15 protein-coding genes are annotated in these 12,406 nt (G+C 68.7%); 5 read left to right on the top strand and 10 right to left on the bottom strand.

Annotated elements, in window-relative coordinates; translation table 11 throughout:
- Positions 1–87 precede the first annotated feature (87 nt).
- Complete coding sequence (locus BOX37_RS09890) at positions 88–612, top strand: ribonuclease FAU-1 family protein (protein WP_071927384.1); 525 nt, start codon at positions 88–90, stop codon at positions 610–612.
- 65 nt (positions 613–677) lie between these two features.
- On the opposite strand, the gene BOX37_RS09885 is transcribed toward BOX37_RS09890, so the two are convergent.
- The gene (locus BOX37_RS09885) at positions 678–1,109 is read right to left on the bottom strand and encodes a hypothetical protein (RefSeq protein WP_071927383.1); all 432 of its coding nucleotides are present in this window, start codon (positions 1,107–1,109) and stop codon (positions 678–680) included.
- Between the two features lie 120 nt (positions 1,110–1,229).
- Positions 1,230–2,435: a dephospho-CoA kinase gene (gene coaE, locus BOX37_RS09880; RefSeq protein ID WP_071927382.1), complete on the bottom strand. Its 1,206-nt coding sequence runs from the start codon at positions 2,433–2,435 to the stop codon at positions 1,230–1,232.
- A gap of 149 nt (positions 2,436–2,584) precedes the next feature.
- Between coaE and BOX37_RS09875 the strand changes: the two genes are divergently transcribed.
- The gene (locus BOX37_RS09875; RefSeq protein ID WP_071931345.1) at positions 2,585–2,797 is read left to right on the top strand and encodes a hypothetical protein; all 213 of its coding nucleotides are present in this window, start codon (positions 2,585–2,587) and stop codon (positions 2,795–2,797) included.
- A gap of 154 nt (positions 2,798–2,951) precedes the next feature.
- Here the strand turns inward: BOX37_RS09875 and rpsA are convergent, their stop codons facing one another.
- Positions 2,952–4,424, bottom strand: coding sequence for a 30S ribosomal protein S1 (gene rpsA / locus BOX37_RS09870; protein WP_071927381.1), 1,473 nt, complete (start codon positions 4,422–4,424; stop codon positions 2,952–2,954).
- Between the two features lie 285 nt (positions 4,425–4,709).
- Here rpsA and BOX37_RS09865 point away from each other — a divergent pair, with 285 nt between their 5' ends.
- On the top strand, positions 4,710–5,564 hold the full coding sequence (locus BOX37_RS09865; RefSeq protein ID WP_071927380.1) for a class I SAM-dependent methyltransferase: 855 nt from the start codon (positions 4,710–4,712) through the stop codon (positions 5,562–5,564).
- Here BOX37_RS09865 and BOX37_RS09860 read toward each other — a convergent pair.
- Positions 5,561–6,142 carry a hypothetical protein gene (locus BOX37_RS09860; RefSeq protein ID WP_240505290.1) on the bottom strand — a complete coding sequence of 194 codons (582 nt, stop codon included), beginning with the start codon at positions 6,140–6,142 and terminating at the stop codon, positions 5,561–5,563. The two genes, BOX37_RS09865 and BOX37_RS09860, sit on opposite strands and share 4 nt — an antisense overlap.
- Before the next feature lie 61 nt (positions 6,143–6,203).
- Positions 6,204–6,482 carry a hypothetical protein gene (locus BOX37_RS34620; RefSeq protein WP_167659918.1) on the bottom strand — a complete coding sequence of 93 codons (279 nt, stop codon included), beginning with the start codon at positions 6,480–6,482 and terminating at the stop codon, positions 6,204–6,206.
- Between BOX37_RS34620 and BOX37_RS09855 the strand changes: the two genes are divergently transcribed.
- The gene (locus tag BOX37_RS09855; RefSeq protein ID WP_167659917.1) at positions 6,465–7,400 is read left to right on the top strand and encodes a helix-turn-helix transcriptional regulator; all 936 of its coding nucleotides are present in this window, start codon (positions 6,465–6,467) and stop codon (positions 7,398–7,400) included. The two genes, BOX37_RS34620 and BOX37_RS09855, sit on opposite strands and share 18 nt — an antisense overlap.
- Positions 7,401–7,419: 19 nt before the next feature.
- Here the strand turns inward: BOX37_RS09855 and BOX37_RS33850 are convergent, their stop codons facing one another.
- From BOX37_RS33850 to BOX37_RS09845, 3 genes are all read right to left on the bottom strand, one after another.
- Complete coding sequence (locus tag BOX37_RS33850; protein ID WP_156910351.1) at positions 7,420–7,590, bottom strand: type II toxin-antitoxin system antitoxin; 171 nt, start codon at positions 7,588–7,590, stop codon at positions 7,420–7,422.
- Positions 7,591–7,600: 10 nt separating this feature from the next.
- Positions 7,601–8,488 (bottom strand): SPFH domain-containing protein, encoded by an 888-nt coding sequence (locus BOX37_RS09850; protein WP_071927378.1) that lies wholly within the window; start codon positions 8,486–8,488, stop codon positions 7,601–7,603.
- Positions 8,489–8,580: 92 nt separating this feature from the next.
- The gene (locus BOX37_RS09845; protein ID WP_071927377.1) at positions 8,581–9,942 is read right to left on the bottom strand and encodes an FAD-binding oxidoreductase; all 1,362 of its coding nucleotides are present in this window, start codon (positions 9,940–9,942) and stop codon (positions 8,581–8,583) included.
- Positions 9,943–10,013: 71 nt separating this feature from the next.
- On the opposite strand from BOX37_RS09845, the gene BOX37_RS09840 reads away from it, so the two are divergent.
- Positions 10,014–10,928 (top strand): LysR family transcriptional regulator, encoded by a 915-nt coding sequence (locus BOX37_RS09840; protein WP_071927376.1) that lies wholly within the window; start codon positions 10,014–10,016, stop codon positions 10,926–10,928.
- Between the two features lie 58 nt (positions 10,929–10,986).
- On the opposite strand, the gene BOX37_RS09835 is transcribed toward BOX37_RS09840, so the two are convergent.
- Together BOX37_RS09835 and BOX37_RS09830 are read right to left on the bottom strand one after the other, a co-directional pair.
- Positions 10,987–11,448, bottom strand: a complete 462-nt coding sequence (locus tag BOX37_RS09835) for an ABA4-like family protein (protein ID WP_071927375.1) — start codon at positions 11,446–11,448, stop codon at positions 10,987–10,989.
- Positions 11,445–12,395 carry a hypothetical protein gene (locus BOX37_RS09830; RefSeq protein ID WP_071927374.1) on the bottom strand — a complete coding sequence of 317 codons (951 nt, stop codon included), beginning with the start codon at positions 12,393–12,395 and terminating at the stop codon, positions 11,445–11,447. The genes BOX37_RS09835 and BOX37_RS09830 overlap by 4 nt, the downstream gene beginning before the upstream one ends.
- Between the last annotated feature and the right edge of the window lie 11 nt (positions 12,396–12,406).

Here is a 12,406-nt window from a genome sequence, read left to right as displayed (position 1 = left end):
GAACCCAGACTAGGCCGCCCCACCGACAGGTTCGCCACCTCGGCACGACCGGGCGATCACACCTCGGCGACGGTAGATTCTGCGGCTATGACCCAGGCATCCACCGTGCACGTGCACCCACCCAAAGTCGAGTTCTTCGACATCGCGGCGCGAACGAACACCGATCCGAAGGGATTCGTGCGGCCGGTGGAGGTCTACCGGGAGCAGCCGTGGGGGCTGTACATGGCCCGCCGGTCCGATCATCCGAACTTCCACTACCTGGAATCGTGGGTGCTGCCCGAGGTGTCGCTGCGGGTGACGAGGTTCCATCACAATCCCGGCGTCGACCGGTGGCAGGACATCTATGTCGACATCGGCGAATTCACCAGGCAATCCGCCACGCTGTGGCGCTCGATCGACCACTACCTCGACCTGCTGGTGCGCACAGGGCGTGACGTGCGCCTGGTCGACGTCGACGAACTGCTCCTCGCCCACGCCGACGGACTGATCGACGCCGCGCAGGCGCAGGGCGCCATCGAGCACGCCACCGCCGCGATCGACGGGATCGCCGCCAACGGCTACGCCATCGAGGCTTGGCTGGCGACCCTCGGCATGACGCTGACCTGGCGCTGAAACGACGTGACCGCCCGGCCCGCAATCGGGGACGGGCGGTCATCGGTGGTGTCGCGCGAGGCGGATCAGCCCGCCGAGAGGCTGGGGATCAGCCCGCCGAGACCGCCGCCGCAGGACGCACTGCCGGAGCTGCTGCCCTCGGCCACGGTGACCGTGATCGAGTCGCTGATCAGCAGCTGGCGCGCCTCGAGCTTGTGCTGGCCCGCGGTGGTCGGCTTCCAGTCGATACTCACCGTGCCCGACAGCAGTGAGGGCGAGACCGGGCTGCCCGGGATGTCCTTGCCGTTGTCGGTGAACTTCACCGAGGTCAGCCGGTCGACCTCGACGCTGGCGGTCAGCTTGTAGCTGCAGCCGACTTTGTGATCGGTGCCGGAGACAGTGAGGTTTCCGACCCAGGCCGAGGCCTGCGGGGCAGCCAGCACGAGACTGGCGGCGATGGCGCCGAATGCGGTGATGCCGAAGCCCGCACGGCCGAACTGACGGTGATGTGTTGTCATACGCGCTACAACTTCCCTGTGAATCGAGTCACCTTGTGGTGACCCGCCACAATGTACCCAGCGCGAAGCACCGCTCGGCCAATTTCCGAAACATTGATGTTTAACAGATTTGCATCAGGGTCATGCGCGGGCGCGGGCCCACTCGGTGACCCGCGGATGGACCGCGTCGAACCACGGTTCCTTCACCGCGTAGTAGGCCGCGCCGGCTGCCTCCTCGGCCTTGTCGGCGGCGGCCCGCTCGGCCTCGCGCTTGACCGCCAGGTACTCCGCGCGGGCGCCCTCCTCGGACCGCAACCAGTCGCGCAGGTCGAGTGCGAAGCGCTGGCCGGGCGAGCCCTGCACGCGCAGATGGATATTCGCCGGACGTGCCGGATCAGCGTTGCCGTGCAGGCGTTTTCCCCACAGCGCGAGGTCGGTGCCCGCGGGATCGGCCGCGGTCGGCTTCGGATTGTCGTGGGTGATCCCGGGCGCCACCGGAAATCCGGCCGCGGCCAACGGATCCGCGAGCGATTCGGCCGTCGCCAGATCGGCGACCGTCACCTGGATGTCGAGGACGTCCTTGGCGGGCAAGCCGCTCACCGCGGTCGACCCGACATGGTCGATGCGCACCGCCGCGGCACCACAGGCCAGGTGCAACCGGGCGATGATCCGGCGCGCCTGCACCGCCCACTCGTGCTCGTGCGGCACCAGCCGGTAATCGGCCCGCGCGCGGACGCCCTCGCGCGCGTTGCGCTCGAACGGGACGATCCGCTGCTCCCACAGCGCGCGCACCCGCTCCTCGACCTCGCCGGGGGCCCCATTGTTGTCCAACCAGACATCGGCGACCGCGCGGCGCTGCTCGTCGGTGGCCTGCGCGGCGATCCTGGCCTTGGCATCGGCCTCGGCGACACCGCGCTGCTCCACCAGCCGCCGTAGCCGCGTCTGCTCCTCGGCGCCGACCACCACGACGAGCTGCATCAGCGGGGCGAGCCCGTTCTCGACGAGCAGCGGAATGTCCTGCACCACGATCGCGTCCGGGGCGGCGGCGCCGATCAGCTCGGTCGTGCGGGCGCCGACCAGTGGATGGGTGATCGCGTTGAGCGTGCCGCGCGCCTCGTCGTCGGCGAAGGCCACCGCGGCCAGCGCGGGGCGATCCAGGCTGCCGTCCTCGGCGAGGATCTGCGTACCGAACGCCTCGACCAGCGCGGCCAGACCCGGTGTACCGGGCGCGACGACCTCACGGGCGATCACATCGGAGTCGATCAGCACCGCCCCCAGCTCGACGAGGCTGCGCGCCACTGTGGACTTTCCCGCTCCCATGCCTCCGGTGAGGCCGATCCGCAACATGGGCCCAGTCTCGCATCCCGCCCGGCACCACGGCGACATCTTTCCGACACGCCCAAGGGTGGACCACCACACAATCCGGCCTCGGGCGAGTCGCGTCGACTAATGTTCCCCCACGGCGAGAAGGCCAGCACGACTACCGAAGGATGAGCATGAGTACCAGAGATCACCGGACGGCTCGCCACCGCCTCGGGATGCCCGGTGGTGTGCACTGCACCGAATTCCCCGCCGTCGCAGCGACTCTCGCCGAATACCGTCGATCCTGGTTCACCGCCCTGCTGTCCCCGGCCCGGCACAGCTTCGCCGCGATGCGCAAGCGCACCGGCATGTCCTCGACCTACTGGGTCCCCGCCGCCGCGAACTGATCGCCCCACTCCCCCCGAACCCGATGTGCGCACCGGGCCGACAATCCTCGGCCCGGTAGCGCCCTGTCCGTGTGCGGCGGTGCCCACCACTCCCGAAAAAGGCCGAAGGCCCCGGTCCATAGGGACCGGGGCCTTCGGAACTTCGTTACCCGAATCAGGCGTTGCCGGAGAGCTTCTCCCGCAGAGCCGCGAGCTGGGCGTCGCTGGCGAGCGAGCCGCCGGTGGTCTCGGCCGGACCGGTCGAGGCCTGCGGAGCGCCACTCTCGGAGGAGTAGTTGCCCGCCGCGGGCCCGCCGTTGGCGGCCTCGGCCGCAGCGTCGGCCGCCATCTTCTCCATCTGCGCAGTGTGCATCTTGTGGCGACGCTCTGCCTCGGCGTAGCGGCCTTCCCACTCTTCGCGGACCTTGTCCGAACCCTCGAGCCATTCGTTGGTCTCGGGATCGAAGCCCTCGGGGAAGATGTAGTTGCCCGCATCGTCGTAGCTGTCGGCCATGCCGTACTTCGACGGGTCGAACTCGGCGTGGTAATCCTCGTTCGCCTGCTTCAGCGACAGCGAGATCCGGCGACGCTCCAGGTCGATGTCGATGACCTTGACCATCGCGTCGTCGCCGACGGCCACGACCTGGTCCGGGACCTCCACGTGGCGCTCGGCCAGCTCGGAGATGTGCACCAGGCCCTCGATGCCCTCTTCGACGCGCACGAAGGCACCGAAGGGAACCAGCTTGGTGACCTTGCCGGGCACGATCTGGCCGATGGCGTGGGTCCGGGCGAACTGACGCCACGGGTCTTCCTGGGTCGCCTTGAGCGAGAGGGAGACGCGCTCGCGGTCCAGATCGACGTCGAGAACCTCGACGGTGACCTCGTTGCCGACCTCGACGACCTCGGACGGGTGGTCGATGTGCTTCCATGACAGTTCGGAGACGTGCACCAGGCCGTCGACGCCACCCAGGTCCACGAAGGCACCGAAGTTGACGATCGAGGAGACCACACCCTTGCGGACCTGGCCCTTCTGCAGCTGGTGCAGGAATTCGGAACGAACCTCGGACTGGGTCTGCTCGAGCCAGGCGCGGCGCGACAGAACCACGTTGTTGCGGTTCTTGTCGAGCTCGATGATCTTGGCCTCGATCTCCTTGCCGACGTACGGCTGGAGGTCGCGGACACGACGCATCTCGACGAGCGAGGCGGGCAGGAAGCCACGGAGGCCGATGTCGAGGATCAGGCCGCCCTTGACGACCTCGATGACGGTGCCCTTGACAGCCTCGTCCTTCTCCTTGAGCTCCTCGATCGTGCCCCACGCGCGCTCGTACTGCGCCCGCTTCTTCGACAGGATCAGGCGGCCTTCCTTGTCCTCCTTGGTGAGAACCAGGGCCTCGACCTCATCGCCCACGGAAACGACCTCGTTGGGGTCGACATCGTGCTTGATGGAGAGCTCACGGGAGGGGATGACGCCTTCGGTCTTGTAACCGATGTCGAGCAGAACCTCGTCACGATCGACCTTGACAATGGTTCCCTCGACGATGTCGCCATCGTTGAAGTACTTGATCGTGGCGTCGATGGCGGCGAGGAAATCCTCGGCGGAGCCGATGTCATTGACGGCTACCTGCGGCGAGGTGACGGTGGTGGGCATATGTGGGTTTGCTCCGGACGGATTGTGGTCGGTTGCGGACATTGGAACTTTCGGTACGCTGCGAGATCACCGCGACGAGGCGACGAAGGATACCGGGAAAGTATCGCACGGACCGCCACACTTGCTGGTGATCGAACTCAGCACGGGCGACTCCGTCATCGGATACCGTACGCATTCAACCCCGGCGCACAGTGTTCCTCGAAAGACACTCGCGTGCCTCAGCGTACGCGAACCCCTCCGAGCCGGGCAAACCACCCCCCGCGCCACGCCGATACCCTGATCGGCGTGTCCGACGACGAACGCCACGCGCAGGCCAACGCGCTGCTGGGAACCTCAGCGACCACCCGAACCAAGATCGACTCGCGCGACAGCGAGCGCGCCAACCGGCGCTGGTGGGACGCCGACGCCGAGCAGTATCACCAGACCCACGCCGATTTCCTCGGCGTGGACTCCCCCGGCGGCGAGTTCGTGTGGTGTCCAGAGGGCTTACACGAGGGTGACATGGGCTTTCTCGGTGACGTGACCGGCAAGTCGGTGCTCGAGATCGGCTGCGGTTCGGCGCCGTGTTCGCGGTGGCTGGCCGGGCAGGGCGCGCGTCCGGTGGGCCTCGATGTCTCGATGGGCATGCTCGAGCGCGGTGTCGCCGCGATGGATCAGGCTGGACCTCGGGTCCCGCTGGTGCAGGCCGGCGCCGAGGCACTGCCGTTCGCCGACGCCTCGTTCGATCTGGCGTGTTCGGCCTTCGGTGGTGTTCCGTTCGTCGCCGATTCGGCGCTGGTGATGCGCGAGGTGGCGCGGGTGCTGCGGCCGGGCGGGCGCTGGGTGTTCTCGGTCAACCACCCGATGCGCTGGATCTTCCCCGACGATCCGGGCGAGAAGGGCCTCGTCGCGCAGATTCCCTATTTCGATCGCACCCCCTATGTAGAGGTCGACGGCGACGGCGTGCCCACCTACGCCGAGCACCATCGCACGATGGGCGACCGGGTGCGCGAGATCGTCGGCGCCGGTCTGATCCTGGTCGACATCGTCGAACCCGACTGGCCGGAGTGGCTGGACCGCGAGTGGGGCCAGTGGTCGCCGCTGCGCGGGCAGATCTTCCCCGGCACCGCGATCTTCATCAGCGAGAAGCCGGGCGCCTAGAACTCCGGCAGGGCCGCGAAGGACGGGTCGACGCGCACATTCGGCACCGTGTCGGCGATCCATCGACGCGTCCTGGTCAGGGCGTGGTCGGGGAACTCGCTGTCGAATTCGACGTCGTCGGACCGTAGATACGGCAGCCGCCCGTGCAGGCCGGGCGCGTACGGGTGCGGCGGGCACATCTGCTCGCGCCGGAACCGGCGGCCGATCGCGGTCTCCCGCTCGCCGGGTACCCCGGTCTCGGGGCAGATGATCTGGAACACCGCCGAGCACCGATCCTTGGGGACCACGATCGATGCGGCGAAGACCAGGTCCCCGCGTGGACCCGGCAGCAGTGTCTTCTCCACCCGCAGCAGGGCGGGCAGCTGGTCGACCCAGACCACGAAGGCCTCGATCAGGCAACCGGTCCTGGCATGGTGTTCGGCCAAGCGTTTGCGCAGCCGCTGCAGATCGTGCAGCCGCGCGGGCAGATCGGGCGCGCCGTTGACATAGGTCAACGCGACGACATCACGAGTGGCCGGATTCCCCCAGGTCGTGTTGTCCAACTGCTGCATTCCAGGAATGTCGAACGAGATGGGCACCGATTCAACTTACCGGCGTCGTCGAGTTCGGTTGCCCCAGAGCACGCCTGGGGCGCGTCGCTCAGGCGGAAACGTACTCCTCGACCAAGTCGACCAGCCAGCTTTGGTGACCGGTCACCATCGCCCGGCTGCGCGGGGTCGCCAGCACCGTGGCCAGCGCCGCACGAAAGCTCTCGGCGCCCGCGCGATCGTCGAATTCGAGATCGATGAGCACCCGCCCGGGCGTCTCGACGACCCGGCCGAGCGGGTGAGCCGCCTGTGCCGTGTCGATCTGTCCGCCAAGCGGCTCCGGGAGTCGATCCTGGCCGAGATTCGGACGGCGATGCCGTTCACCGGTCATGTCTTCGCGCTCACCGACCCGGTCACCGCGGTCGCGTCGGCGCCGCTGGCCGATCTGCCCGGCCTGGACTTCGAACGGTTGCCGGATTTGATCCGGGCCCGCTATCTCACCGTGCTCAATCGCTGGGACACCCTGCGCGGCACCGGCGCCCACTCGCTGCTCGGTGCCACCGACGGCGATCCCGAGCGTTCGCTGTTGTGGCGCACCACCCAGCGCGGGCTCGGCGTCACCGATTCGGCGATGCTCGCCTTCGCCGACCGCTACGGCCGCTGGGGCTTCCTCGAACTGCTCCGCTTCCACGAATCACCCTTCACCACAGGCGAACTCACCGCTCTGGGTGAGCTCACCGCCCCGATCACCGCGGCCCTGCGGCACACCGTCGCCGCCACTTTCATCGAATCCGCCACCCGCCTGCCCGATCTCGGCCCCGCGGTGGTCCTGCTCGACGACACCCTGCGCGTGCGCTCCCAGACCGCCGCCGCGGCGGCCTCGCTCCTGCGCCTGCTCCCGCCCGACGAGCCCATCCCCCCGGTGCCCGCCTCGGTCTACAACGCGGGCGCGGCCCTGCTCGCCGCCGAGGCGGGCACCCCGATCGGCCCGGCCTCGGCCCGAATCCACCTCGGCGGCCGGCGCTGGATCACGGTGAAAGCCGACCGGATCGGCCCACACGACATCGCGGTGGCCCTGGAACCGAGCACCGCCACCGAGCGCCTCGACCTGTTCGCCAGGGCCAACGGCCTCTCGGCCCGCGAATCCCAGGTCCTGACCCTGCTCGCCACCGGCCTGGACTCCCACGAACTGGCCGCCGAACTGTTCCTGTCCGAACACACCGTCAACGACCACGTGAAAGCCATCCTCGGCAAGTCCGGCACCCGCACCCGCCAACGCCTCCTCTCCCGCGTCCTCGGCGTCGACTGACAATTCGGCTGCCGGTCCGTCACTTCAACCGTGGTCGGCGGCCTGCCTGCTCCAGCGCCATGCGCAGCGCGTACTCGATCTGGGAGTTCACGCTGCGCAGGTCGTCGGCCGCCCACTTGGCGATGGCCTCGTGGACGGCCGGGTCGAGCCGGACCAGGACCTTTTTCGGCTCCTTCTTCGGCGCGGTCATCGGATGACCCTCAGGAGTAGAGGGATCCGGTGTTGACGACCGGCTGGACGGCGCGGTCACTGCACAGGACCACGAGCAGGTTCGAGACCATGGTGGCCTTGCGTTCCTCGTCCAGTTCCACGGTGCCCGCCGCGGTGAGCTGATCCAGGGCCAGGCCGACCATGCTGACGGCACCTTCCACGATATGGGTGCGGGCGGCGACGACCTGGGCGGCCTGCTGGCGCACCAGCATCGCCTGGGCGATCTCGGGAGCGTAGGCCAGGTGGGTGATCCGGGCCTCGATCACCTCGATGCCGGCGGTGAGGGTGCGTTCGCGCAGCTCGACGGTGAGTTCCTCGGCGACCTCGGCGCCGTCGCGCAGGCTGGTGCGCTCGTCGTCGTGGGCATCGTAGGGATGGGTGGTGGCGAGGTGGCGCACGGCGGCCTCGGACTGGGTCTCGACGTATTCCTCGTAGTCGTCGACGGCGAAGGCGGCCTTGAAGCTGTCGACCACCTTGTAGACCACGACGGCCGCGATCTCGACGGGGTTGCCATCGGCGTCGTTGACCTTGAGCTTCTGGGTCTCGAAGTTGCGCACCCGCAGCGAGATCGACTTGCGGTCCGACAGCGGCACCACCGAGAAGAACCCGGGCGCACTGACCGAGCCGATGTAGCGGCCGAAGAAGGTGACCACCTTGGCCTCGTTCGGGTTGACGATGATCAACCCGGTGGCGGCCAGCGCCAGCGCCACGACGACGGCCGTGGCGGCGATCGCCCCGACCAGCACCGCAGGGCCGCCGTCGTGCTGACTGAACGAGACGAATGCCAGCGCGGCAGCGGCACCGAACAACAGGGTGAGTGCCAGCCACCCCAACAAGACGACGAATCCGTTGACGCGGAACGCGGACCGTAGCTCCATGACATCCTCCCGATATCTGAGTGATATCACTACGATAGTGCACGCCCACTTGCGACACAAGCTCGGACAATTCGGACATCGACACTTCCTGCCTACTCCGCAGGGGCGATGGCGCGATTGAGGCGGAACATGCTGTGCGGGTCGTACTTCGACTTCAACGCGCGCAGCCGGGCGTAGGTCTCGGGCGCGTAGCCCGCCGCGGTCTGTGCCGCGTTGGCATCCGCGCCCGCACCGTAGACGAAGTTCAGGCTGTGTCCGATCGTCCACGGCGCCAGGGCTTCCCGGATGACTGTCAGACCGATGGGCGTGCGGTCGCCCGCCCCCGCGCCGGTGATCACGCGCACCACGTATTCGGCATCGCGATGGTCCACCGCGATGCCGTCGCCACGCCGCAGCGCGCCGCCGAGGTGACGGATGTCGATCACCGCGTCCACCGGCCCGCCGGGCGCGGTCTGCGCGCGCAGCGCCGACAGCGTCGCTGGGGTCAGGTCGGCGACCAGCGCGTTGGTGGCGGCGTAGGCGTGCGGGACGTCCGGATCGCTGTAGATGGTGTGTGATTCGGTGTAGGGCATGGCGCGCAGGTCGTCGCGGATCCGGTCGCCAATCGCCCGCAGGGGCGCGACCAGCCGCTCGCCCTCCTCGGCGGGGCCATCGAAGGCGATGCGGATCGAGGCGACATGCCTGCCGCGCAGTGGCTGCGGGACCGGCGCGATGTCGGGGAAAGTCAGGACGGCGATACCTGAGGTCAGGGCGTCGGGCAGGGTCGCGGTCCACTGGCGCCACGCATCGAGCGCTTCGTCGACCTGGTCGGTGTCGAACATCAGCTGGCCGCCATAGAGCTCGGTGACGGCGACGAGCTCGAGTTCCAGACCGGTCACGACACCGAAGTTGCCGCCGGTACCGAGGACCGCGCCGAACAACTCGTCGCCGGGGACGAGCGTACGCATCCGGCCGTCGGCGGTCACCAGATCGATCGAGCGCACGTGATCAGCGGCATAACCGAACTCGCGGGCGAGCAAGCCGAGGCCGCCGCCGAGTACATATCCGGTGACGCCCACCGCCAGCGAGGAGCCGTTGAGCGGAGCCAGCCCGTGTCGAGCCGCCACCTCGATCAGCGCACCGGCCCTGACCCCGGCGCCGATGCGCGCGGTGCGGGCCCGCGGGTCGACGGTGATCGTGTCCATCCGGCCGGTGGTGATGAGCACCCCGCCGTCGGCAGCCACCGAGAGGCCATGGCCGGTGGCCTGCACGGCGACCGGAAGTCCTTGCCGGGCAGCATATTCCACGGCCGCGCGGACATCGTCGGCATGCACGGCGCCGACGACGAGCGCGGGGCGGTGGGCGTAGGCGGTCTGAAACCCGGCGATCTCCTCGGCGTAGCCGGGATGATCGGGCGTGAACACCGGGCCGGTGAATCGGGCGGAATCGAGAGTGTGGTTCGCACTGCCTGTCATGTCTTCGACGGTGCCGCCCCGCCGTGAAGAAGTACAACAGATAGTTCTTCTGAAAACTATAATCAGCAGTTATGGAATTGCGGCAGCTACGGTACTTCGTGACAGTGGTCGACGAGGGCGGGTTCACCCGGGCCGCCGAGCGCCTGCACCTCACCCAGCCGGGCCTCAGCGCTCAGATCCGGCAGCTCGAACGCGAACTCGGCCAGCGCCTGCTCGACCGGGGCGCCCGCACGGTGACGCCCACCGAGGTCGGCGCCGCGGTACTCGCCCACGCCCGCGAGGCGCTGTCCGCCGCCGACCGGATCGGCGAGACGGTGCAGGAATTCACCGGCCTGCTGCGCGGGCACGTCCGGCTCGGCGTGATCTCCGGCGCCGCCACCGAGGAGTTCGATATCGCCGACGTACTCGGCGACTTCCACGACGATCACCCCCAGGTCGGGATCAGCCTCACCGAGGACACCGCCGAGAACATGCTGTCCGCCGTCGAACACGACGAGCTCGACATCGCGCTCATCGGAATGTCCGGCGCGCCGACGGGTCCCGGCATCGGGGTCGAGGTGGTGCTGGAAACTCCGGTCGTCGCCGCGGTGGCCATCGACGCGCCGGTCGATCCGGCCGAATCGGCGGGCACGATCACCCTGTCCGCACTCACCGATCGTCGCCTCATCTGCCTGCCGCATGGCACCGGACTACGCGGACTGTTCGAACGATCCTGCGCCGCTGCCGGCTTCACCCCGCAGGTGGCCTTCGAAGCCGCCGCTCCCCCGCTCCTGCTGCGCTTGGCCGCGCGCGGCCTCGGCACCGCAGTGGTGCCCGCCCTCGCCGCCGAGGAGGCTGCGAGGTTCGGGGTACGCGTCCTCGACATCGTCGACCCCCACATCCACGGCCGCCTCGCCCTGGTCTGGCGCGCCGATCGACCCGGCAGCCCGGCGGCGAAAGTTCTACTCGGCCAACTACGTATCGCCCTCGGCCGCCGCCCGCGGTGAGCGGCCTCACGCCACTGCCGGGGCGCCCCGGCATGTTCGACATGCCGCCGACTCCCGCCTATGCGGTCACCGAATCTGCCCGCGCCACCGGCGACCCCCCCGACGACACACGCCCGGCCACCGCACGCACCAGCAGATACACCGGGAACACGATGGGTGACAGCATGATCGTGCCGAGCAGGATCGGCCCCATCAGCAGCGGGTGGATATCGCGTTCGCGGCTGTCGAGGTAGACCCAGCGGCCCAGGAACAGGTCCCAGGCGATGATCTGGGCCCACAGCGCGGTGAGGATGGCCGGGTCGGCGGCGGCCTCGGTGATCACGGCCAGCGACGGAGAACTCACCATCGACCAGAACGTGCCGAGGACCGGGACGGTGACGATGGCCCAGATCACCAGCGCGGGGGCGACGATCCACGGCGAGGAGATGATCGTGCGCGTGTGCCGCCAGGTGGGCGCGAAGATCATCAGCGCCCAGAACGGGACGACGACGTAGAAGACCAGATCGAACAGCGTGCTCATACGGTGACTTCCTTTCGGACAGCGGTCGCGCTCGCGACCGAGATCATGACTCCGACAACGACTCCGGTGACAATCGCCGCCGCGACGGTCACGGTGGCGCGGTCGGGATGGAGCAGCGGCTGCCCCCGCAGCGCCTGCCAGGTGAGCAGGGCGAGTGTCGCGGCGTACCCGCCGGAGGCGGTCAGGATCAGACCGAGCCGGACACGCAGCGACCGCAGCAGCGGAACGCGCGGCGCGAGGACCACCAGCAGCGCGGCCAGCAGCGGCAGCGCCTGCAGGGCGTGCATGCCGAAGAAGTGCGGGATCCGCAAGTCACCGTCGGTGGTGCTCCACCCGGTCAGCGGCATCCCTGGCGTGCCGTCGGGTGCGCCGACGGTGTGCGCCCCGATGATGCCCTCGACCCCCGAATCCCGGCGCGTCATCAGCTGTCCCAGCGAGAGGCCGGCCAGCGTGATCGCGACGCCGAGCCGGATCGACCAGCTGATCGCGAGATCACCGATGCGGGTCACCGCGAGCTGGACGCCGATCACCAGGGTCGCCACGAACAACACGATGATGGTGACCCCCATCGTGATCCAGAGCGCGGTATCGAGCGGGGTGGTGGTGTTGAAGTGGCTGCGCAGGCCACGCACCACCTGCCCGACGATGATCACCTGCTCGATCGTCCCCGCGATCACGATCACCGTGGCCATCCACCAGACGAGCCGGGAGGCTTTGGGCCGCAAGGCGATCAGCCAGGCCAGCGCGAGGCTGTAGAGCACGAACGAGACGGCGAACTTCGCCGGTTTGAACCAGGCGGCCGATCCGGCGATGACCCGGTCGTCGACCAGCATGCCGACCACGGCGACGACGGCGAGCACGGCATTGGCCGCGGCGAAGTACAGCAGCGGGCGATGTAGTGGAGCGCGCCGGCGAGGGAGCGCGTCGAGGGCGGTCAGGACGGACATGTGAATCTCCC

Origin of the sequence: Nocardia mangyaensis, assembly GCF_001886715.1 — a bacterium.
Lineage (GTDB): Bacteria > Actinomycetota > Actinomycetes > Mycobacteriales > Mycobacteriaceae > Nocardia > Nocardia mangyaensis.
This window is presented reverse-complemented; position numbering and strand designations above follow the sequence as displayed.

What these genes read in the sequence shown, in the direction of transcription:
- BOX37_RS09890 (WP_071927384.1), top strand. Translation starts at nt 88, where the DNA reads ATGACCCAGGCATCCACCGTGCACGTGCACCCACCCAAAGTCGAGTTC.
- BOX37_RS09885 (WP_071927383.1), bottom strand. Translation starts at nt 1,109, where the DNA reads ATGACAACACATCACCGTCAGTTCGGCCGTGCGGGCTTCGGCATCACC.
- coaE (WP_071927382.1), bottom strand. Translation starts at nt 2,435, where the DNA reads ATGTTGCGGATCGGCCTCACCGGAGGCATGGGAGCGGGAAAGTCCACA.
- BOX37_RS09875 (WP_071931345.1), top strand. Translation starts at nt 2,585, where the DNA reads ATGAGTACCAGAGATCACCGGACGGCTCGCCACCGCCTCGGGATGCCC.
- rpsA (WP_071927381.1), bottom strand. Translation starts at nt 4,424, where the DNA reads ATGCCCACCACCGTCACCTCGCCGCAGGTAGCCGTCAATGACATCGGC.
- BOX37_RS09855 (WP_167659917.1), top strand. Translation starts at nt 6,465, where the DNA reads ATGCCGTTCACCGGTCATGTCTTCGCGCTCACCGACCCGGTCACCGCG.
- BOX37_RS34620 (WP_167659918.1), bottom strand. Translation starts at nt 6,482, where the DNA reads ATGACCGGTGAACGGCATCGCCGTCCGAATCTCGGCCAGGATCGACTC.
- BOX37_RS33850 (WP_156910351.1), bottom strand. Translation starts at nt 7,590, where the DNA reads ATGACCGCGCCGAAGAAGGAGCCGAAAAAGGTCCTGGTCCGGCTCGAC.
- BOX37_RS09850 (WP_071927378.1), bottom strand. Translation starts at nt 8,488, where the DNA reads ATGGAGCTACGGTCCGCGTTCCGCGTCAACGGATTCGTCGTCTTGTTG.
- BOX37_RS09845 (WP_071927377.1), bottom strand. Translation starts at nt 9,942, where the DNA reads ATGACAGGCAGTGCGAACCACACTCTCGATTCCGCCCGATTCACCGGC.
- BOX37_RS09840 (WP_071927376.1), top strand. Translation starts at nt 10,014, where the DNA reads ATGGAATTGCGGCAGCTACGGTACTTCGTGACAGTGGTCGACGAGGGC.
- BOX37_RS09835 (WP_071927375.1), bottom strand. Translation starts at nt 11,448, where the DNA reads ATGAGCACGCTGTTCGATCTGGTCTTCTACGTCGTCGTCCCGTTCTGG.
- BOX37_RS09830 (WP_071927374.1), bottom strand. Translation starts at nt 12,395, where the DNA reads ATGTCCGTCCTGACCGCCCTCGACGCGCTCCCTCGCCGGCGCGCTCCA.